The organism is Mesorhizobium sp. M0751 (assembly GCF_040320265.1).
Taxonomy (GTDB): Bacteria; Pseudomonadota; Alphaproteobacteria; order Rhizobiales; family Rhizobiaceae; genus Mesorhizobium.
The window spans coordinates 13,332-33,529 of record NZ_JAMYPH010000032.1; the positions used below are offsets into that span (position 1 = coordinate 13,332).

Sequence of the window (20,198 nt, forward strand, 5' to 3'; positions counted from 1 at the left end):
TCAACTGAAATCAATTGATAATCTGGCTAATCTCAGCTTCGAGCTTAGCCGGGAAACCAGATGCGCGCAGCTCGGTGCCGACCGCATCCTCGAGCAGCTTCACGATCATGGTCGACCAGGCGCTGCCGCCATAGGCCTGCTTGCCCTGCTGAAAGATCGCATCGATATGTGATGCAAGCGCGAGCGGCACGCCGAATTTTTCGCCCATGCCGAGCGCGAAGCCGAGATCCTTCAGTGCCAGGTCGATGGTGAAGCCGATGTCGTAGGAGCCGTTCAGCACCAGCTGGCTTTCGGTCTCGTGGACGAAGCTGTTGCCCGAGGAGGCGACGATGGCGTGATAGGACTGGGCAAGGTCGAGCCCGCTTTTCTTGGCCAGCATCAGCGCTTCGCCGGCGGCAACGAGATGGATGAAGGCCAGCATGTTGGTGATCACCTTGATCGCCGCCGCCGAGCCGACCGGACCCATCAGGAAAGACCGGGCGCACATCGCCTCGATGGCCGGCCGGTGGCGGGCATAAAGCGCTGCCTCGCCACCGACCAGCGCGGTAATCTTTCCGACAGCCGCCAGATGCACGCCGCCGGTGACCGGGCATTCGAGCGTCTCGACGCCTGCTGCTGAAGCCAGTGCCGCGAGCCACACGATCTCGTCCTGGCCATTGGTCGACATCTCGATCCAGCTGCCGCCGCTGGGCAGGCCTTCGAGCAATCCGTCGGGGCCGGCCAGTACCGCCTCGCTGACCTTCGGCGAGGCCAGGCAGGTGATGGCATTGCCGGCGCGGGCGGCGGCGTCGGCCGGGCTGTTGGCGGCTTCGGCGCCGAGCAGCACAAGGCACTCGACGGCGGCGGGGTCGCGATCGTAGACGCTGACGGCAAAGCCGTTGCGGATCAGGCTGGCGGCGAGCTGGCCGCCGAGATGGCCAAGACCGATGAAGGCATAACCCTGACGCGTGCTCACGGCATCAGCGGCGTCTGCATCATCTGCAAATGCAGGTCTTTGCCGGTCCAGGGATGCGCTTCGCAGACGGCTTCGTCGAGCTCGACGCCGAGGCCGGGCTCCTTCGACGGGATGACGTTACCGTCCTGCCATTCGATCTTCTTCTTGAGCAGCTTCGCGTGAAAACCGTCCCACTGCTTCAGCGATTCCAGAATGAGGAAGTTGGGCAGCGTCACCGCGAGCTGAATGTTGGCGGCGCCGACGATCGGTCCGCAATAGCAGTGCGGCGCGATCTGGATGTGATAGGCTTCGGCCATGGCGGCGATCTTCTTGGTTTCGAGAATGCCGCCGGAGCGGCCAAGATCGGGCTGAAGAATGGTCGCCGCACGGTTCTCGATGACGCGGGCAAATTCGAATTTGGTGGTAAGTCTTTCCCCTGTTGCGATGGGGATCGAAGTGCCCCTTGCGACCTGAGCCATGACCTCGGGCATGTCGGGCGGCACCGGCTCCTCGAACCACAGCGGATCGTAGGGCTCGATAGCACGGGCCAGGCGCAGCGCACCCGATGCGGTGAACTGGCCGTGCGTGCCGAACAGGATGTCGGCTCTGGTGCCAACCGCCTCGCGGATCGCTTTGACCATGCGGGCGGAGAGGTCGATGTCGACGAGGCGCGGCTGGTGGCCGTCGAAGGCGGTGTAGGGGCCGGCCGGGTCGAGCTTGACGGCGTTGAAACCCTGCTCGACATATTCGAGCGCGCAGGCTGCAGCCAGATCGGGATCGTTGTAGACGTTCTTGCCGCGGGCGTCCTCGGAGTGGACGCTGCCGCTGTGCGGGTAGAGGTAGGTATAGGAACGCAGCGTTTCGTGCACCTGGCCGCCAAGCAGCTTGTAGACCGGCTTGCCGGCCTCCTTGCCGATGATGTCCCAGCAAGCGATTTCGAGCGCCGAGAAACAGCCCATGCCGGACACGTCGGGGCGCTGGGTGAAGCCGGATGAATAGGCGCGGCGGAAGAAGGTCTCGACGTCGTGCGGATCGCGGCCGACGAGATAGCGCTCGGCCATGTCCTCGACCATTTTTGCGGTGACATGGGCCGAGAAGGTGGCGTTGTAAGCCTCGCCATAGCCGACCACGCCGCCATCGGTGGTGAGCTTGACGAAAATGAAATACTTGCCGCCGATGCCGGGTGGCGGATTGCCGACCACCCAGGTCTTGACGTCGGTGATCTTCATTTCTGATCCTCCAGAACCAGTTCGGCGCCCTTCCATCCGGTCATGATCGCGGCGGCGTTGGTGTTGCCGGTGATGTTGTCGGGAAAGATCGAGGCATCGATGACACGCAAGGCGTCGATGCCGTGCACCCTGAGGCGCGGATCGACGACGGCGCGTGCCGCGTCAGGCCCCATACGGCAGGTCGAGACCGGGTGATAGACGGTGCCTGAGCGCTTCCTGAAATCCTGAATGAGATCCGGATCGGAGGTGATCGAGGGACCCGGCAAAACCTCCTCCTCGATGATCTCGGCCATCGCCGGCATCGAAGCAATCTTCCGGACGAATTTCACCGCCGCCAGCATTTCGGCGACATCCGCCTCGGTCGAATAGGCGTTGGCGACGATCTTCGGATAGTCATGCGGATTGCTGGAGCGGATCATGATCTCGCCACGGCTCGATGGACGGCAGTTGGACAGGCCGATGGAAAAGCCCGGCCACGGATCTGGCGTCAGGATCGGGCGCTCGCCGCTCTTCGGGATGACGGTCGAGAACGCCTGGAAATAGAGCTGCATGTTTGGCCGTGCCGCCGCCGGGTCGGTGCGAAAGAAGCCGCCGGCGTTGTTCATCGATAGCGACAGCGGACCGGAGCGCATCAGGATGTATTGCATGCCGACCATGAGCTTGCCCCACCAAGGGCGCAGGATCTGGTTGAGCGTCGGCAGCTTGCCCTTGAAGGTATAGTTGATGCCGACATGGTCCTGCAGGTTCGCCCCGACATTCTCATTGGCATGGACGACGGGAATGCCGAGAGCGCCAAGCAGGGCCGACGGGCCGACCCCGGAAAGCTGCAGCAATTGAGGCGAGTTGATCGAGCCACCCGACAGGATGACCTCGCGGCCGGCGCGCGCGGTCTTCGTCTTGCCGTTCTGGAGATACTCGACACCGACGGCACGCTTGCCCTCGAACAGGATTTTTGTCGCCAGTGCATTCATCTCGACGCGAACGTTTTTGCGCTTCATCGCCGGGCGCAGGAAGGCGCGCGCCGCCGACATGCGGCGGCCGTTCCTGGTGGTGATCTGGTAGACGCCGACGCCTTCCTGCGAGGCGCCGTTGAAATCCGGGTTGAGCGGCAGTCCGGCCTGGTTGGCGGCGGCGAGATAGCGCTTGGTGAGCGGATGGACGGAGGTCGAGCAATCGGTGACGTGCAGCGGCCCGCCGACGCCGCGCCACTGGTCGGCGCCGGCCTGGTTATCCTCCAGCGCCTTGAAGGCGGGCAGCAGGTCGTCGAAGCCCCAGCCCGGGTTGCCGGCCGCTGCCCAAGCGTCGAAATCCTCACGCGCGCCCCTGATCCAGACCATGGCGTTGATTGAACTCGAGCCGCCGAGCAACTTGCCGCGCGGCCAGTGGTCGGCATTGCCGGCAAGGCCCGGATCCGGCTCGGTCTTGTAGTTCCAGTTGACCGCCGGGTCGAAGAAGGTCTTGCCATAGCCGAGCGGCATCTGCACGTAGAAGCGGCGGTCACTGCCGCCGGCCTCGAGCACCAGCACCGAGAAGCGGCCGGAAGCCGACAGCCTTTCGGCCAGGACCGAGCCGGCCGAGCCGGAACCGACGATGATGAAGTCATAGGTCTGCATGGTGGATAAAGATGGCCCTAATTTTCGCCCAGCCTAGACGCGGCAGACCGCCGCCATCATCGGAGCATCCGGCATCGCTTGTGAAAAAAGCGACCGGGACCTGACCTGAAGCGGTTCTGCCATCGACAAGCAGGCAGACCCATCACAGTTTGAAATCATAGCGCATGATCGGGCGGGCCGGCGTCCTGCGGGCAACGACCTTGAACCCGGCGCGCGCGAAGGTGGAGGCATATCCGCTGCCGGAAGCGCTCGGCGATACGTCAGCGTCGAACGGATAGGCTTCGAGTGCCGGAGCATTTGCGCGCCTTGCGACTTCCAGAGCCTCTGCAATCAGTTGGGATGTTACGCCCCGTCGGCGGTATTGTTTTCGCACGTAGAGGCAGGACACGGACCAGACCGGCCTGTCGTCCACGCGCTTGAGCTGCCACAGCCGATCGAGCCAGGGCAGGGCATCCCGCGGTGTCACCTGGCACCAGCCGACAGCCACATCGCCGTCGAAAGCAAGCAACCCCGGAGGCGGACCATGCTGGACGGCTTGCCGGAACGCTGCCTTGTTTTCCTCGCCGGGCCGCTTTCGATAAGATCGACCGATCCGCGCGTACATACACCAACAACGACTGCAGACGGCGCTGTCACCGAACAGGTCCTCGAGCGCCGGCCACAGATCGGGCGTCAATGGGCGAATGCTGAGTTCCATGTCAGCCGTCATTCGCTATCGATGTTGCCCAGTCTAGCCCGCACTGCGCGCTAGCGCATCATAGGTTGCGGTCCATGCGGGCGATGTTCGAAACGGGGATTCGCTCAGCATCCCCGCGGTCCTCCGGCTCAGCGCAGAAAACCGAGCACGGCCTCTATGAATTCGGCGGGGTACTCGACATTCGACAAGTGGACCGCGGGCAGGACAACCAGTTTTGCGCCGGGCACCGTCGCCGCGATCAGCTCGCTATGGCTGGCGGCTGTCACCGTGTCGTGGCGGCCGGCGATCACCAGCGTTGGCCTGGAAATCAGCGCTACGGTTCGGCGAAGATCCGCATCGCGAACCGCCGCGAACAAACCAGCCAGGCCTTGCCGGTCGATGGCCAGCAGCATGGCGCGAAATTCTTCGATGACGGGCGCGTTGGCCGCCAGCATACGCGCAGGAAACCAGTTGCCCAGGAACGTCTCGGCGGTTTCCGACATGTCCGGCGCCTGCAGCACGGCGGCAATCCGCTCATCGAACTGCTTTGCCGGTCCGAGGTAGGACGAGGTGTTGCTCAGGATCAAGCGCTCGATCCGCTCGGGCGCGTGTATGCCGAGCCACTGCCCGACGAAGCCGCCCAACGACAGGCCGAGGAAGTGCACGCGTTCAATGCCCAGGGCGTCGAGCAACTCGATCACGTCGCGGCCAAGCCGGTCGAGCGAATAAGCGCCGGCCGGAACGCTAGACCCTCCATGGCCGCGAAAATCATAGCGCAGAACACGGAAATGCTTCGACAGATCGTCGACCTGCATATCCCACATCCGCAACGTGGTGGCGATGGAATTCGACAGCATCAGCACGGGTTTCCCGGCGTCGCCGTCGATGCGGTAGGCGATGCGTGTGCCATCGCCGACGGTCACGAAACCCAGCTCATTCATGGTGAATACACCTTCCTCCTTGGAGCGTTGAATGTGGCAAAGCCTAGCTGCGACGTGCTCTTGATGATATTACAAAGATAGGACGATCTCTGTAATAGAAGCTGACATGGCCGAATTCACCCTGCACGACCTGCAATGCTTCGATGCCGTGGTCCGCTGCGGCGGCTTCCAGCCTGCGGCGGCCATGCTGCATCGCTCGCACCCGGCTGTGTTCGCCGCCGTGGCAAAGCTGGAGCGGCAACTCGACCTCGTTCTTTTGGATCGCGGCGGCTATCGCGTGCGCCCCACCGAGGCAGGGCTGTCGTTCCATCGCAGGGCACAATCGCTGCTGCGCGAGTTCGAGGGCTTGCGGCTTCATGCTGCTCAGCTGTCAATGGGCGAAGAAAGCGAGATCCATGTGGTGATCGGCGACCTGTGCCCGCGCCCGCAGGCACTGGGCATGCTCGGACGGTTCTTCGCCCAGTGCCCGGGCACACGCCTGCATCTGCACTTCGAGGCGGTGGGCGGGCCGTGGGAGCGCCTCTTCGACGACGAAGCCGATTTGATCCTGCACTGGATCGACAAGAGCGACCCGCGCGTGGAATGGATCGATCTGTGCAAGGTGCCATTCGTTCCGGTAGTGGCGTCGGGCTTTCTGCCGGAGCGGATCAAGCACCCCATCACGCCGGATCAGATGCACGGGTTCACCCAATGTGTCATGCGCGACACGGCCCGCCATTCACCGCAACAAGACTACTTCATGATCGAGGGTGCGCCTCAATGCATGGTGGCCGATCAGGGCATGAAGAAGGAAATCATCCTGCAGGGTCTCGGGTGGGGCCACATGCCCCGCTTCCTGATCGAGGAAGAGCTGCGCGACGGACGCCTGCAATCCATTGCCGGTCGTCATCTGCCAGGCCGCACCGAGGAGTTGGTGGTGGCGCGCCGCCGCGACCGGCCGCACGGGCCGATCTCGAACCGTCTGTGGGATCATATCGAGCAAGAGGCGCCGACGTTGGGGGCGGTTCCGGTAGAGGGCGAAATGACACCCTAAGCGGCCATGACACGTTTCACATGACAGGGATTTTAGCCGGTTTCGCCACACAACGGTCGCGGGACAAACACCTTGCAGACGGCAGAGTGCGACCCTTTCCGGTCCTCGGCGGCGGACGCGATGAACGGCTCGATTGAGCCCGAAACGAACTTCTGCCACATCGGTAACCTGCCGCCACCTCCTCAGCAAGATATGTGCTATTCTGAGGATATGCCCGCGCCCTCCGACCGATCACCCGACAAGTCGCCGGAAGACGGTGCAGTTGCATCGGATCCGTATGCGGAGCTAGCCAATCGCGGAGATTGGTCCAGGCTTCACCGCGAACTGTCAGACAGAGACCGCCGCAGTGAACTTGGCGGCGCCGAGCTCCAGCGCCTCGGGGAAGCCGCCTACATGCTTGGGCGCGAGGAGGAATTCGTTCGGGACTACGAGAGGGCCTTCGAAGAGCATCTCCGGAACGGACGCGAACGATCTGCAGCGCGTTGCGGCTTCTGGATCGGGCTCACCCTGATGTTTCGCGGAGAATTCGCCCAAGGCAGCGGATGGCTGACCCGTGCCAACCGGCTGGTCGCGGATCATGCGCCGGAATGTGCAGAACACGGCTACCTTCAGCTTCCAATGGTCGAACAATGCCTCGCCGCCGACAGTCCGGACGAAGCATTCGCGCACGCAACACGTGCAGCGGAGATCGGACAGCGCTGCGAAGATTCGGACCTCTTGGCTATCGCGCGCCACCTTCAAGGCCGGATATTGATCCTGCGCGGCGACTATGTGCGCGGCTTCGAACTGCTGGACGAGGTGATGGTTTCGGTCATCTCGGGCCGGCTCTCACCGATCGTTACCGGGCTGGTCTACTGCAGCGTGATCGAGATCTGTCAGAAATTTCATGCCACGAGCCGGGCGAGGGAATGGACATCGGCGCTGGTCGGATGGTGCTCGGGACAGCCCGACATCGTTGCCTTCACCGGCCGATGCCTGATCCACCGGGCCGAAATCCTGATCCTCGACGGCCACTGGGACGAGGCCGGCCGTGAGGCCGGTGTCGCCAGCATCCGCCTTCAGCAGGGGCCCTCGAAGCACCACGCCGGTCCGGCATTCTACCAGAAGGGCGAGGTCTTTCGCCTCCGCGGCCAATGGGACGAGGCCGATGCCGCTTATCGCGCAGCGAGCAGGCTCGGGTTCGATCCGCAGCCGGGGCTGGCGCTTATGCGATTGCAGCAGGGGCACGAGCAGTCGGCCCTTTCGGCGATCCGCCGCGCACTGCAGTCGGTCGACGACATGCCCGGCAAACTCCGCCTCTTGCCGGCTGCGGTGGAAATCACTCTCGCTGTCGGTTCTGCCGATGACGCCTGGGAACTGTGCGAAACACTGCGCGACTGCGCGCGCCAATATTCCGGGGATGCAGTCCGCGCCGCAGCCGCCGAGGCTACCGCGCGGGTGCTGATCCATGCTGGTCGAGCCGCGGAGGCATTGGCCCATATCCGGCGCACAGTGGAGATCCTCTGGGACCTTCGGGCGCCCTATCATCTTGCCCGGATGCGGGTGCTGACAGCGCGGGCCTGTCTCGCAACCGGCGATACTGAAGCGGCGCAGACCGAACTGGACGAAGCGATAAGACTTTTCCGCGAGCTCGGCGCGCGCCCCGACGAAGCCGTTGCCGGCAAGCTGCGGGCGACCATGACGGCGACAGGCAGCGAAGCTCTCACCCCCAGACAGACGCAGGTTCTGCGCCTGATCGCGTCAGGCCTGACCAACCCGGAAATTGCCGGCGAGCTCGGTTTGAGCCAGCGGACGGTAGACCGTCACGTTAGCGATATCCTGACGCGGCTGAACGTGCGCACGCGCGCGGCAGCCACGGCCTTTGCGATCGAGCACGGCCTGATCGGCATGGGCGTATCTGGCTAATCTTACCCAAGCCAAAATTTCTCGCTGCGTGGGTATTTACGCCGAAGCGGGCAACCGTGGCGCGGGTCTAAACTTCATGGTGTGGTAAAGGCCACAGGAGGTTTTCCCGATGCAAACGAATAATAGCAGCATGAGCGGGCCGGGCGGTGTCTGGCTCGCCACCGGAACGCTGCTGCTGGCGGCTGCGCTCGTCTTTCACGGGCCACCGGACGCGGATTTGTCCGTTCAGATGCAGAATATCGCCGAAGGCCATGGGCGATGGGCTACGGTCCATTGGACGGCGGCAGCGGCGCTGTTCCTGATCGCCGGCGCTTCGTTCCTGAACCTGGCGCTCAACCCCCGGGTCCGGCATTCGCCGATGCTGAGTTCCGCCTGGATGGTGATGGCTCTCGGCGCCCTGACCACGTTCTCCACCGCAGTCGCCGAGGCATCGGTGGTCGCGGTCGCGGCCGACCGGGGTGACACCAACGCTTTCATGACCTGGTGGGCGTTTTCCGGCGGCATGGGTAACGGATTCTGGGCGCTGGCCTTGGCGACAGCGCTTGTCGCGTATCACGACGCCCGCGACAACGTCGGGATACTGCCGCGATGGGCCGCGATCGTCGGCTCGGCGTTCGGTATCCTTTCGGCAACCGGGTGGACACTCGGTGAGCAGCTCGGGATCGGCATCGGAGGTCCGATCTGGCTGATTTCCTCGCTTCTCATGTGCCTGTGGCTCGCGTGGTACGGGCTGTCCTCAAGCAGCGTCCGGTCGGGGCAACCCACGGCGTAAAGCGCCTGATCCAGCATCATCTTGAGACAGGAGGAAAAAATGTCCCTTCAAACGAAGGAAATCGAGGCGACGATCCACGACATCCACGAATTCTTCAGCGACTGGGTGGCGGGCCGATGTCCTGGCGACGACGCGACGTTCAAGAAGAACGCGCTCGACCGGATCAGCGACGATTTGGTCGCCATCATGCCAGGCGGCAGGACGTTCGGGAAAAAAGACTTCGCAGGTTACATGAAGAGCATCTACGGATCGAATCCGGCCTTCCGTATCAAAATACGCGACATCCGGACCAGCCATCAAAGCGCCGACCTGGCGATCGTGAACTACCACGAATGGCAGCGCGACGCGAAGGACTCCGATGAACCGAACAATGGCCGGGTCACGACGATGGTGGTCCGCGATCACGGCTACAGCCGCGGGCCCGAGATCCTGCAGGTTCATGAAACCTGGCTCCCAGCCGATGTCGTTCAGTCCGCGGATTTCGCGTTCTGAAAAGCCTCGGTCCGAAACGGGCAGAGAAAGGAATTGCGCTGGCAGGACCATCGGCTCTGCCGGCGTCATGGAGCCAGAACTTTGCTTCTTTTCAGCCCGAATTGATCCACATTCACCTGCCCTTCCAGGCATCGGTCATGCTATCCGCGAAGGCAACGCCTACGCCTACGTCCCGACGCCCTGGCCCGTTTTGTGAAGCACGCCTATCGGCGAGGGCTTGGTTCTGTCGCGCCATCGGGCGCGCCAGCCTTCTCGTTGCAGCCTTTTAGAGAACTGCGAACTTCGGTTACAAGATTGCCGGAGCAGGAGCATGGAACCATGAAATGGAGACGAGTCTTGGCCGCTTCAACTGTGCTCGCGATCGTGCTCGTCGTTGGATATTCTGAAGGTTACACAGGTCGGTTCCTGTGTCGCAATTTCAAGGACGGCTGGTTTGAAAGAAGTGGGTTTATGGCGTGCTATAGAGCGCCATAGCCCACATCGATTTGACCGTTTTCCGCCGATATTGTTGAAAAGTCACCCAGCCAACCGCCTGACACATTCCGTTAGAATCTCGTTTCAGGACGAGGTTGATCGCGTATCACGAATACGCCGCCAGCTCGGCTACGGAATGCAATCCTACTGGTTGCGCTCGTCTAGCTTCGCGCCGCATCTTTTCAACACTGTCGACCGATAGCCGAACTTCAGGCCGCGACCTGTTCAGTGGCGCGTTGACCTGTTCGTGCCATGACGGTACGGGATCGGGACAATCGGCTTCGAGAGGATTGGCCAAATGGTGCATTACGCGGACGGGCGGCCGATCGGCGATCTGACGCTCAGGACGCTGGCCATGCCTTCGGACGCCAATGCGGCAGGCGACATTTTTGGCGGCTGGGTGATGGCGCAGATGGATCTCGCCTGCGGCATCCGCGCCGCCGAGCGCGCCAAGGGCCGCGTGGTGACGGCGGCGGTGAAGGAAATGTCCTTCGCCAAGCCGATGAAGATCGGCGACACGCTGTGCATCTATACGCATGTCGAACGCGTCGGCCGCACCTCGATGACGCTCAAGGTCGAGGCCTGGGCGCAGCGCTATCTCTCCGATCTGATGGAGAAGGTCACCCATGCCGACTTCGTCATGGTGGCGCTGGACGGCGAAGGCAAGCCGAAGGCAGTTCCGGCGGAAGGCTGACCGGCCTGATTCCAGAAGACGGATATAAACAGCCGTCTCTCCCGCGCGGGGGATGCGGGCAGCGATCCCGCGTGGTCTTTGACTAACGGGTTCCCGCATGCGCCTGCAGCGCGACCGGCGGGATATTGGGAGGAAAGACAATGCGTCAACACATGCTGAACGCTGCCCTGACGAGTGCCTTTGCGGCCTTGGTCTGCCTGTCGTCCGCAAATGCTTTTGCCGAGGTCAAAAAAGGCGATCCAGGCGCCACCTGCACGTCGGAAAACCGCACTATCAACGGGCAGGCGGCCAAGTGCGAGATCTGCTCGGCGACGAAATGCGATACCAGCGGCACGACGGTGAGCAATTGCCGCAAGGAGACGACCACGACCTGCACGATTGGCGGGCGGGTGGTCAGTCCCAACCCGAAATGGAACCGGATCGAGAAGCTGCCGAAGAGCAAGATGCAGTTACAGCAGTAGGGCTCGTCCAGGGTTATCCCAGGCAGGTTCAAACCCTTGTAGCGCAAGGGTTCAGCTGTGCATGGCGTCGAACTTCTCGCGCGCGGCCTTGACGCGCTCTGTGTTCTTGCGCGCCCATTCGCCGAGCGCATCGACCGGCACAAGCAGCTCGTAGCCAAGATCGGTCAATTCGTAGTCGACCCGCGGCGGGATGGTCGGGAACACCGTGCGGGTGACGAAGCCGTCGCGCTCGAGCCCGCGCAAGGTGGTGGTCAGCATCTTTTGCGAAATTCCGCCGACGGCGCTGCGCAGCTCGTTGAAACGCAGTGGCCCGTTGCCGAGCTTGCCGACGACGAGCACCGTCCATTTGTCGCCGACGCGCTGCAGGATTTCCGAGATGGCGCGGCAGTCCTCGGTGCGGTGCGGGTGCCTTGGTAACAAAAAAGTGCCTCCTTGCACATTGAGCGGGTAGTTACTCATATAGCTCAGGTATCTAAACGATACCAGTATTCCCGTAAGGAGAGCCCCCTCTATGTCAAAACCCAAAATCGCCATCATCATTGGTTCGACCCGCGCGGCCCGCTTTGCCGACGTCCCGACCCAATGGATTGCCAAGATCGCCAAGTCGCACGCCGACATCGACGTTGAAGTCGTCGACCTGCGCGATTTCCCGCTGCCGTTCTTCGATGAGGTCGCATCCTCCGCCTGGGTGCCGTCGCAGAACGAAGTGGCGCAGCGCTGGCAAAAGAAGGTCGCCGGATTCGACGGCTTCATCTTCACCGCCGCCGAATACAATCATGGCCCGACGGCCGTGCTGAAGAACGCCATCGACTACGCCGCCAACGAGTGGAACAAGAAGCCGGCCGGCTTCGTCGGCTATGGCAGCGTCGGTGGCGCGCGCGCGGTCGAGCAGCTGAGGCTGCATGCGGTCGAGTTGCAGATGGCGCCGGTGAAGTCCGCCGTCCACATCGCCTGGTCCGATTTCCTTGCGGTCAGGCAAGGTGACAAGAAGCTCGACGAGTTCGAGCACCTCAACCAGGCGGCAACCGCGCTGGTCAACGACATTGCATGGTGGGCCAGGGTGCTGAAGACGGCGCGTCAGGCCGATGCCGTCGCCGAGGAAGTCAAGGCGGCCTGAGCACAGGTTCGAACAGTCCTCCCAAGGATTAATTCTCCCAGGCATTGGGGCGGCGCATGCGCCGCCCTTTTTGTTCACACGCCATGGGCGTCCTGCGTTTGCCGTGGCCTGATGATGCAATCGGCAAGGCGGTCCATCTCATTCAGTTCGTCGGCGTGATGCTGGCCCCACTGGCAAAGTGCCAGCAGGATGGGCTCGAGGCTGAGGCCGAGCCGCGTCGCCGAATATTCGACGCGCGACGGGATTTCGGCGAAGATCTCGCGGCGGACGAGGCCGTGCTCTTCCATTTCGCGAAGCTGCTGGATCAGCACTTTCTGGGTAATGCCGGGCATCAGCGCCTGCAGCGCCGACAGCCGCCGCGGCCCGTCGAAGAGATGGTACAGAATGACCGCCTTCCAGCGGCCCGAAATCACTTTAAGCGCGCGCTCTGCGGGCAGCATTGGCAGCCTCTTGATCAGCTTGGCCATGGTCACCTCCCGGTCAGTCGCGAACAAATCGGTGTGTAGTCGAAGCCAGGCAGATAGTGGCAAACAGCGGCCGATGCCAACAGCGATCGGTGCATACGATGAGAGCCATTCAACTGAACCGTTTCGGCGGGCCCGACGTTCTCAACATAGTCGCGGTGCCGAAGCCTGAGCCGCAAGCCGGCGAGGTCCTGGTCCGCGTTCATGCGGCCGGGGTGAATTTCTTCGAAGTGCTGATGCGTAGGGATCGCTATGCGGTGACGCCGCAACTGCCGATGATCCCTGGCGTCGAGGCCGCCGGGATCGTCGAGGCGCTCGGGCATGGGGTGGAGGCTTCCTTGCTCGGCATGCGCGTCGCCGCGCCGTTGTTCGCCTCGAGCCGCCCGTTTGGCGGCTATGCCGAGTATGTGACGATCGACGCAAGCCTGGCCGTGCCCTTGCCGGATTCGCTCTCGTTCGAAAACGCGACGGCATTGATGGTGCAAGGGCTGACGGCGCTGCATCTATCGCGGCAAAGCCCGCCGGCCGGCAAATCGGTGCTGGTCGCGGCTGCCGCGGGCGGCGTCGGTTCGTTGCTTGTCCAGCTTGCCAAGCGCGCCGGCGCGAGCCTCGTCATCGCGGCAGCCGGCAGCAAGGCCAAGCTCGACCTTGCTTTGTCGCTGGGGGCCGACGCTTCCGTCGACTACAGCAAGACGGATTGGTCGGAGCACGTCCGGGCAGCGACAGGCGGCGCTGGCGTCGACATCATCTACGACATCGTCGGCGGCCCGCTGACGGCGGTTGCGCTGGAGGCTTTGGCGCCTTGCGGAGAGTTGGTGTTTGCCGCACTGGGGAGATACAGGCTCGGCGCCCCGCAGATGGAGGCGATGATCGGTCGCAACCAGTCGCTGAGGGGTTTTGCCCTGCTGCCGCTACTGTCTACGGACGGACTCCGTGACGGTCTTTTGGAGCTTTTCGATCTGGCCGCGAGCGGTGAGCTCAAGGTGACCAACGGCGGCCGCTTCCCGCTCGACCAGGCCAGCCACGCGCATCGCCTGCTGGAGGAGCGCGGCGCTACCGGCAAGGTCGTCTTGATACCTTAGTAGGTGCTCGGCAGGAGCCGAGGATCCGGGCGTGTGCCGTATAGGCCGTCAGCGAACCCGGTAGAACGGGTTCGGCAACAGGAACAGCTTCTCGGCATGCCCGCCGAACAGGTCGGATGGCTGGTCACCGACATTGGCAATTATCGTGTAGCCGGCCTTTTCGATTTCGGCCCTTATGGGTGCCTTGAAATCTGCGGCAGAACCATTTTTGCCCCCAGGCTGGACCATGTAAAGGTGCTCATAGCCGGCATAGCCGGCCGACTGCAGGTTCTGTTCGGTTGCCTGACGCTGGTCCTCCGGACGTCCGGTGATGAAGAATACCGCGACTTTCGCCGTTTGCGCCTGCCGGAAGACCTCCAGCACCGGGTCAATGGCCGGATCCTTCGCAAGCTGGTCCCAGGCGGCCCAGCCACAGGGACCGTCGATTGCGATGTCGCAGGCGCCGCCGATCGGGCGGCCGAAATTGTCACGTGTGATCACTTCCCAGTTGGCCAAAGCCGTCTCGTCGATGTCGAGCACCAGGGCGGGGCGAGGCACCTCCATTGCGCGCTTGACGACCCAGTCGCCGGCCTGCTTCGCCACAGCGGCAAGGTCGCGATCATAGTCGCCGGAATCATGATAATTGGCAGCCGCCAGCATCGCATCGCCGACATTGGCTGGCTGGGACGGGCTTGTGAGAAGGAGCGAGTCGGAACGCGCCGGCCCAGGAACATTTGTGCCGATCATCAGCACGATTGCTCCGACACGCGCAATTCTATTCCAGCCAATCGCCCGCATCACGAGACTTTGCGGTCACGAGAAGTCGGCTGTCAAGCGAGGTCTTCCACGGTAGTGTCTCAGTTTGAAATCTGTCTCGCCTGAACGTGTCTTAATAGCCAGACGACATATCGTTCCATATCAAGCCTGCGAGCGGTTCCAAGTACACTTGCCCAGGTATCCTGAGGACTGGCGCCAGACGCGATCATGGCCGGTGCGTTGTGAAATGAGTCAGCGAGCATCCGTGCTTTGGATAGATCATCGGTCGCGCGAATTTCGACGAGAACGATGCCAAGCGCCATCAGAATATTTTCGTTCGTGATGGGTTTAGGATCAATCAATTGAGACGCCTTTCTTCCCGTACGGTGCGCGCACTATTGGCTTCTCGGCTTCCTTGGCTCCGATTAGCGCAACGATATCGCCGATCTCCCAAAGCTTGCCAGTCACGCCAGCGGCCATCGCCGGCGTCATGCGCAGTGAAGCATGAATGCGGACAAAGTTGTAATACATGAAATGGAGGGCGACCGCGTTGGCGTGAGCCTACAGGTCCTCGAAACTGCGACGCTGAATTGGACATTCCAGATGCCGAATGTCTCTATGGGTTGCTGCAAGCTACACGATTTCCGCCGTCGCGGTCTTTCCCTCCGACAGGTGACGCACCGCCGAAACCGCCGGCGGAAGTGCGTCACCCGAAATCATAGCCACCACGGCCTTTGCCGTGCCCTACGCCGCCTGAACGATCTCGACCAGTTCAACGTCGAACACCAGATCCCGTCCCGCTAACGGATGATTGCCGTCGAGCTTGACGCTGGTGTCGTCCACGCCGACGACTGTTACCGGCATCGGGCGCCCCTCTGGGGTTCTGACCTGCAATCGAGTGCCGATATCGACGTTGATGTTGTCTGGTACGCGGGCGCGATCGACGGTCATGACCGCTTCGGGGCGGTGGGGGCCGTAGGCGGCGTCGGCGGGAATGGTGACGGTGCTTTTCGCGCCCACCTCCATGCCCTCGACATGGGTTTCGAGACCGGCGATCACTTGTCCTTCACCCAGCGTGAATTGCAGCGGTTCGTTGCCGGAAGAATCGAACTGAGTGCCGTCAGCCAGGCGGCCATTGTAATTGATGCGCACGGTGTCGCCATTCTTGGCCTGTGTCATGATAGCCATCCTTTGAAAGTTTCGAGGGGCCGGCCAAAGCTCACGGTCCCGTCCTCGATCATCCACGCACTTAGGTGCGCGGCGCGAAACGCTAAAACTAGGGACCTGGCTGCCGATGTAAACCCCGATTGAGCGACGCCGGCATGATGCCGCCGGCGCTCGCTGCCTTCGGCAGGAGTGCGCCGGTCTAGCGGTCATGCCGGCTCAACCCATTCAGGCGGCGTGCAAATGGCGGCTAGATCAGGTGATGGCCGCCATCGATGCGGATTGTCTCGCCGGTCGTGAAGTCGCTTTCCATGAGGTAGACATAGGCGGCGGCGATGTCCGCAGCGGTCGGAATTTTTCTCGACGGCAAACGGGCAGCCATATCGGCAAAGAAGCCGGATTTGGCTTCTCCAACGATCACGCCGCAAATGGGTTGAGCAGAAGGGCGAGAGAACAGGATCGTCTACATCGAGCGGCTACTATCGGCTCGCCCGAAACGCGGTGATGATCCAGGCACGCGAGTCGAAAAGCACACCGTCCGCGGTCAACTGCGCGTCGAGCAGATCGCGCAACCGCCGCAGCGCCGCCGCGGCATCCACATCCGCGCGGGCCAGCGGATCCTTCACCAATTGCAGGCCAAGCAAAGCGTCATAGGCCGCATCGACGTCCCTGCCGTAGAAGACCGGCTCATGCACTTCGGCGAAGTCGATCGACACAAATCCGGATGCACGCAAGATCTCCGCGGTGATGGCGGGATCGCCAAGCGAAAACGGGGTGGCGGCGCCCGCCGATATGGCGGTCCCCGGCGCAATTGCCCGCTGAATGGCAGTCGCCCATTCGTTGCGGTTCTGGCCCTGCCATACCATCCATACAAGACGCGCCCCTGGTCGCATCGCCCGGGCGATGTTGGCGAACGCCGCCGCCGGATCGGCAAAGAACATCACGCCAAACCGACTGATGCACAGATCGAAGCCCGCCGGCGGAAACACCAGCAATTGCGCATCGCCGCGCTCAAAGGCGACGTTTCGCAATCCCTCTTCCGCGCTACGCCTCCGGGCGATCTCGAGCATCTGCGCCGATACGTCCACGCCAAGCACGCTGCCTTCCACCGCGACACGGGCGGCATCGCGAGAGGATTGTCCCGAACCGCATCCGATGTCGAGCACGCGATCGCGCGTTCCCGCCTTGACCGCAGCCCTGAAGACCTCGTTGTGCCGTCGCAGTTCGGCGTCGTAAAAATCAGCGCAGTTCAACACCATCGCACGCCTGCCTGGAGATGGGGCCGGCAGCATTTCCGGCCGCTCCGCTCTGATCTTTTCGCGTCGGGTCAGCCCAGGACTGTCAACCGCGCCGTGCCACCTCGATCGCAGCAACGTCTATTTTCTTCATCTCCATCATGGCGTCGAATGCGCGCTTTGCTTCATCGCCGCCGGCGGCCATCGCTTCGGTCAGCACGCGCGGCGTGATTTGCCAGGAGATGCCCCATTTGTCCTTGCACCAGCCGCAGGCACTCTCCTGGCCGCCATTTCCGACGATGGCGTTCCAGTAGCGGTCGGTCTCCTGCTGATCGTCGGTGGCTATCTGGAAGGAGAAGGCTTCGTTGTGTTTGAACGCGGGCCCGCCATTAAGGCCGAGACAGGGGATGCCGGCGACCGTGAACTCGACGGTCAGCACGTCGCCGGCCTTGCCGGACGGGTAGTCGCTTGGCGCGCGGTGGACGGACTTCACCGAACTGTTGGGAAAAGTCTCGGCATAGAAGCGAGCCGCAACCTCGGCGTCCTTGTCGTACCAAAGGCAGATCGTGTTCTTGGCGATTGTCATTGCTGGTCCCTTTGCTTTCGAAATCAATCTGGGCTTTTGAAATCAACCCGGGTTTTCACAGCCGGCCGCGGCGTTGCACCACGAACATGGAAATGCGCTCGTGCCATCGACGTTCCGAAAGCAACACCTGCCCGGAATCAAGGTACCACGGCTGGTGCTTTCAGGACCAGATGCGGCCAGTGACTCGAACCGGCGATGGTCGGCCTGGTCCGACCCGCGGCCTCACTTTTTGTCTGGGGCAGCGACGCTTTGCTCAAGGTCGCGCTGGCTTTCCGTTGGCGCGCCGTTGCCTCAGTAGGCGCATGAGCAAGTTCCGTCTGTCCTTGCGCGGGACGAGTTCGATGTCGCTGACAAGTTTTGCGCCGCCTTTGTGCCGCTCCAATGTGATCTTGCGGCTGTGGAAGGCTTCCAGCTCGGCGCGATGCGCTACGCTTATGATGGTGACCTTCGGCAATTCGCGAATGATCATCTCCATCATCTTGTCCTGGCTCTTCTCATCGAGCGCCGACGTTGCCTCATCCAGCACGATGATATCGGGGCGGTGCAGCAGAAGACGCGCGAAGGCGAGGCGCTGCTTTTCGCCACCCGACAAGGTCTGGTCCCATGGCGCATCCTCCTCGATCCTCTCGTTGAGATAATCGAGTCCCACCTTGTCGAGGGCAGCCTTGATCTTATCCAGCGTCCAGTTGTCGGCGGCGCCCGGATAGGCGACTGCGCGGCGAAGCGTCCCGGTCGGGATGTAAGGCCGTTGCGGCAACATGAACAACCGTCTGTCAGCGCGGATGTTGACGCTGCCGCTACCCCATGGCCACAGACCCGCGACGGCCCGCACCAGCGTGCTCTTGCCCGAGCCGGATTCGCCGGCGACGAGCACCCGTTCGCCCGGTTCGATCACGACCTCGGTTTCCTTGACCACGGCGGTGCCGTCGTCGAGCGACACGGAGAGATTGTTCAGGCTGAGCATCGCATCGCCGCCGGTTTCGCCGCGCTGTATGCGTCCCAGCGTGTTGCTCTGCTCCGCCCGCTCGAGCCCGTCGAGCGACATCATCAGCGAGGCGATGCGCCGTGCAGAGGCGTTCCAGTCGGCGAGACGGGGATAGTTGTCGACCAGCCATCCGAACGCGCCCTGCACGATGGCAAACGCCGAGGCAGCCTGCATGACCTGTCCAAGTGTCATGCTGCCTTCGAGGAACTTTGGAGCGCAAAGCAAGACCGGCACGACAGGCGCAAACAGGCTCGACCCCTGCGACACCAGCGCCGTGCGCATGTGCTGGCCTGCAAGGAGCGCCCATTGCCTGAGCACATGGCCGAACGTCTTGTCGATGCCGCTACGCTCTTCCTCCTCGCCGCCGAGCAATGCGATGCTCTCGCCGTTTTCCCGCACGCGCGTCAGCGTGTAGCGGAACTCGGCTTCAGCCTGATTTTTTCCCTCGGAGAGGCGGACGAAATGGCGGCCGATGACCGCCATCGAAGTGGACGTGATCGCGGAATAGAGCACCGCGGTGATGACCAGGAAGCCGGGAATGGTGACGGTCGAACCTGCGATCGGCAGGGTCAGGGCGCCGCCGATCGTCCAGAGCACCACGATGAAGGTCGAGGCCGACAGAAATGCGACGATGACACCGGCGATGAAATCGACGGGCGATTCGGTGGCAATCCGCAAATCCTCGGCGATGCGGGCTTCGGGGTTGCTGTGGTCGCCGCCGACGAGATTCAGCTGATAGTAGCGGCCGCTCGCCAGCCAACGCGCGATGACCGCGGTGGTGAGCCAGGAACGCCAGCGGCGCTGTATCCTCATGCGAAAGAAGACTTGTGCCACCACAAGGCTGGCGCTTCCGAACACGAGTGGCAGGAACACGGCGCTCAGCCAATATACGGTATGGGCATCGCGTTGCTCGATGGCGTCGAAAATTGCGCGATTCCAGACATTGATCCCATATTGGAAGCCGACATTGGTGACGATCAGAACCAAAAGCCCGATCGTCAACGGCCAAGCGACCCTGTCGCCACTGCTGCCCCAATAACCGCGCGCGCTGATCCAGAAGCGCTTAAGCAGGTATCTCTTGCGCGCCCGCTCGGCCTCTTCCGGCGTCAGCTCAGGATCGGGTTCGATGACATCCGGCGGCGGCGTGGGCTCGCCGACGACCTCTGACGCGACTTCGACGGTCGATTGTTTCTCGCGGCGCGACTTCTCGGCATCGCGCGATTGGGCGCCGTCAACCGATTTCGGCTTTAATTTAGCCTCGGGCATCCGGCGATAACGGCTTAAAAATCAGAAGGTTTCATAGCGTCAGCCGCCGAGTGTCGCGAACTGTAGCCTCCACGGAATGGCGCCAACGTTAATTGAGCGCTGTCCATCCAGTCACAAGAATAAGGGCAAACGTGACCAGCGCTCCAGAGACGTACAAGATCGTCCTGACACTACCTCCCTTGGCGGCGTTTCCGCCACGCAGGTAGACTCCCAGGTGGAGGAGGCGTATCGCCAGGTGGGTCCAGACCAATATCGCCAAAGTGGCCGCTCCAACGCCAACCATCATCGCTAGCGCCGCGGGCAGGATAAAGGGCGCCAGCCGAGTTCATGTGAACGCGGT

Annotated in this window: 24 protein-coding genes and 1 pseudogene; 8 read left to right on the plus strand and 17 right to left on the minus strand. The window is 62.5% G+C overall.

Annotation, left to right across the window (positions count from 1 at the left end; translation table 11 throughout):
- Window positions 1-10: 10 nt before the first annotated feature.
- From NKI19_RS30160 to NKI19_RS30180, 5 genes are all read right to left on the minus strand, one after another.
- Window positions 11-955 carry an NAD(P)-dependent oxidoreductase gene (locus NKI19_RS30160; protein ID WP_352489038.1) on the minus strand — a complete coding sequence of 315 codons (945 nt, stop codon included), beginning with the start codon at window positions 953-955 and terminating at the stop codon, window positions 11-13.
- Window positions 952-2,163 (minus strand): mandelate racemase/muconate lactonizing enzyme family protein, encoded by a 1,212-nt coding sequence (locus tag NKI19_RS30165; RefSeq protein ID WP_352489040.1) that lies wholly within the window; start codon window positions 2,161-2,163, stop codon window positions 952-954. The genes NKI19_RS30160 and NKI19_RS30165 overlap by 4 nt, the downstream gene beginning before the upstream one ends.
- On the minus strand, window positions 2,160-3,776 hold the full coding sequence (locus tag NKI19_RS30170; protein ID WP_352489041.1) for a GMC family oxidoreductase: 1,617 nt from the start codon (window positions 3,774-3,776) through the stop codon (window positions 2,160-2,162). Before NKI19_RS30170 ends, NKI19_RS30165 begins: the two co-directional genes overlap by 4 nt.
- A gap of 142 nt (window positions 3,777-3,918) precedes the next feature.
- Window positions 3,919-4,485, minus strand: a complete 567-nt coding sequence (locus tag NKI19_RS30175; RefSeq protein WP_352489043.1) for a GNAT family N-acetyltransferase — start codon at window positions 4,483-4,485, stop codon at window positions 3,919-3,921.
- Between the two features lie 116 nt (window positions 4,486-4,601).
- The gene (locus NKI19_RS30180; RefSeq protein ID WP_352566648.1) at window positions 4,602-5,393 is read right to left on the minus strand and encodes an alpha/beta fold hydrolase; all 792 of its coding nucleotides are present in this window, start codon (window positions 5,391-5,393) and stop codon (window positions 4,602-4,604) included.
- Between the two features lie 106 nt (window positions 5,394-5,499).
- Between NKI19_RS30180 and NKI19_RS30185 the strand changes: the two genes are divergently transcribed.
- A complete protein-coding gene (locus NKI19_RS30185; RefSeq protein WP_352489047.1) occupies window positions 5,500-6,426 on the plus strand; it encodes a LysR family transcriptional regulator in 927 nt (308 codons plus the stop codon).
- A gap of 327 nt (window positions 6,427-6,753) precedes the next feature.
- On the opposite strand, the gene NKI19_RS30190 is transcribed toward NKI19_RS30185, so the two are convergent.
- Window positions 6,754-7,167 carry a hypothetical protein gene (locus NKI19_RS30190; protein ID WP_352489049.1) on the minus strand — a complete coding sequence of 138 codons (414 nt, stop codon included), beginning with the start codon at window positions 7,165-7,167 and terminating at the stop codon, window positions 6,754-6,756.
- Between NKI19_RS30190 and NKI19_RS30195 the strand changes: the two genes are divergently transcribed.
- From NKI19_RS30195 to NKI19_RS30215, 5 genes are all read left to right on the plus strand, one after another.
- Complete coding sequence (locus tag NKI19_RS30195; RefSeq protein ID WP_352489051.1) at window positions 7,144-8,331, plus strand: LuxR C-terminal-related transcriptional regulator; 1,188 nt, start codon at window positions 7,144-7,146, stop codon at window positions 8,329-8,331. The two genes, NKI19_RS30190 and NKI19_RS30195, sit on opposite strands and share 24 nt — an antisense overlap.
- Before the next feature lie 130 nt (window positions 8,332-8,461).
- A complete protein-coding gene (locus NKI19_RS30200; protein WP_352489052.1) occupies window positions 8,462-9,103 on the plus strand; it encodes a hypothetical protein in 642 nt (213 codons plus the stop codon).
- 39 nt (window positions 9,104-9,142) lie between these two features.
- Window positions 9,143-9,595 (plus strand): hypothetical protein, encoded by a 453-nt coding sequence (locus NKI19_RS30205; protein ID WP_352951269.1) that lies wholly within the window; start codon window positions 9,143-9,145, stop codon window positions 9,593-9,595.
- Window positions 9,596-10,367: 772 nt separating this feature from the next.
- The gene (locus NKI19_RS30210; RefSeq protein ID WP_023678380.1) at window positions 10,368-10,763 is read left to right on the plus strand and encodes an acyl-CoA thioesterase; all 396 of its coding nucleotides are present in this window, start codon (window positions 10,368-10,370) and stop codon (window positions 10,761-10,763) included.
- Between the two features lie 140 nt (window positions 10,764-10,903).
- Entirely contained in the window at window positions 10,904-11,224 is a 321-nt protein-coding gene (locus NKI19_RS30215; RefSeq protein ID WP_352489054.1) for a hypothetical protein, read from the plus strand.
- A gap of 51 nt (window positions 11,225-11,275) precedes the next feature.
- Here NKI19_RS30215 and NKI19_RS30220 read toward each other — a convergent pair whose 3' ends face one another.
- Window positions 11,276-11,644 (minus strand): winged helix-turn-helix transcriptional regulator, encoded by a 369-nt coding sequence (locus NKI19_RS30220; protein WP_023678378.1) that lies wholly within the window; start codon window positions 11,642-11,644, stop codon window positions 11,276-11,278.
- A 91-nt stretch (window positions 11,645-11,735) separates the two neighbouring features.
- Here NKI19_RS30220 and NKI19_RS30225 point away from each other — a divergent pair, with 91 nt between their 5' ends.
- A complete protein-coding gene (locus NKI19_RS30225) occupies window positions 11,736-12,341 on the plus strand; it encodes an NADPH-dependent FMN reductase (protein WP_352489055.1) in 606 nt (201 codons plus the stop codon).
- Window positions 12,342-12,415: 74 nt separating this feature from the next.
- On the opposite strand, the gene NKI19_RS30230 is transcribed toward NKI19_RS30225, so the two are convergent.
- Complete coding sequence (locus tag NKI19_RS30230) at window positions 12,416-12,808, minus strand: winged helix-turn-helix transcriptional regulator (protein WP_352489056.1); 393 nt, start codon at window positions 12,806-12,808, stop codon at window positions 12,416-12,418.
- Between the two features lie 98 nt (window positions 12,809-12,906).
- Between NKI19_RS30230 and NKI19_RS30235 the strand changes: the two genes are divergently transcribed.
- Window positions 12,907-13,887 (plus strand): quinone oxidoreductase family protein, encoded by a 981-nt coding sequence (locus NKI19_RS30235; RefSeq protein ID WP_352489057.1) that lies wholly within the window; start codon window positions 12,907-12,909, stop codon window positions 13,885-13,887.
- A 48-nt stretch (window positions 13,888-13,935) separates the two neighbouring features.
- Here the strand turns inward: NKI19_RS30235 and NKI19_RS30240 are convergent, their stop codons facing one another.
- From NKI19_RS30240 to NKI19_RS30280, 9 genes and pseudogenes are all read right to left on the minus strand, one after another.
- On the minus strand, window positions 13,936-14,613 hold the full coding sequence (locus NKI19_RS30240) for an HAD family acid phosphatase (RefSeq protein WP_352566650.1): 678 nt from the start codon (window positions 14,611-14,613) through the stop codon (window positions 13,936-13,938).
- 110 nt (window positions 14,614-14,723) lie between these two features.
- Window positions 14,724-14,984, minus strand: coding sequence for a hypothetical protein (locus NKI19_RS30245; protein ID WP_352489059.1), 261 nt, complete (start codon window positions 14,982-14,984; stop codon window positions 14,724-14,726).
- Window positions 14,977-15,180 (minus strand): annotated as a pseudogene (locus tag NKI19_RS30250) (IS1 family transposase); the annotation flags it as partial. The gene NKI19_RS30245 and the pseudogene NKI19_RS30250, both read right to left, overlap by 8 nt.
- 186 nt (window positions 15,181-15,366) lie before the next feature.
- Entirely contained in the window at window positions 15,367-15,801 is a 435-nt protein-coding gene (locus NKI19_RS30255) for an FKBP-type peptidyl-prolyl cis-trans isomerase (RefSeq protein WP_352469784.1), read from the minus strand.
- Window positions 15,802-16,036: 235 nt separating this feature from the next.
- Entirely contained in the window at window positions 16,037-16,207 is a 171-nt protein-coding gene (locus NKI19_RS30260; RefSeq protein ID WP_352566651.1) for an SDR family oxidoreductase, read from the minus strand.
- A gap of 58 nt (window positions 16,208-16,265) precedes the next feature.
- Window positions 16,266-17,045, minus strand: a complete 780-nt coding sequence (locus tag NKI19_RS30265; RefSeq protein WP_352489140.1) for a class I SAM-dependent methyltransferase — start codon at window positions 17,043-17,045, stop codon at window positions 16,266-16,268.
- An 82-nt stretch (window positions 17,046-17,127) separates the two neighbouring features.
- Complete coding sequence (locus NKI19_RS30270; protein ID WP_352489142.1) at window positions 17,128-17,601, minus strand: VOC family protein; 474 nt, start codon at window positions 17,599-17,601, stop codon at window positions 17,128-17,130.
- A 259-nt stretch (window positions 17,602-17,860) separates the two neighbouring features.
- Complete coding sequence (locus NKI19_RS30275; protein WP_352489060.1) at window positions 17,861-19,858, minus strand: ABC transporter ATP-binding protein/permease; 1,998 nt, start codon at window positions 19,856-19,858, stop codon at window positions 17,861-17,863.
- An 88-nt stretch (window positions 19,859-19,946) separates the two neighbouring features.
- On the minus strand, window positions 19,947-20,144 hold the full coding sequence (locus NKI19_RS30280; RefSeq protein ID WP_352489061.1) for a hypothetical protein: 198 nt from the start codon (window positions 20,142-20,144) through the stop codon (window positions 19,947-19,949).
- Window positions 20,145-20,198 lie beyond the last annotated feature (54 nt).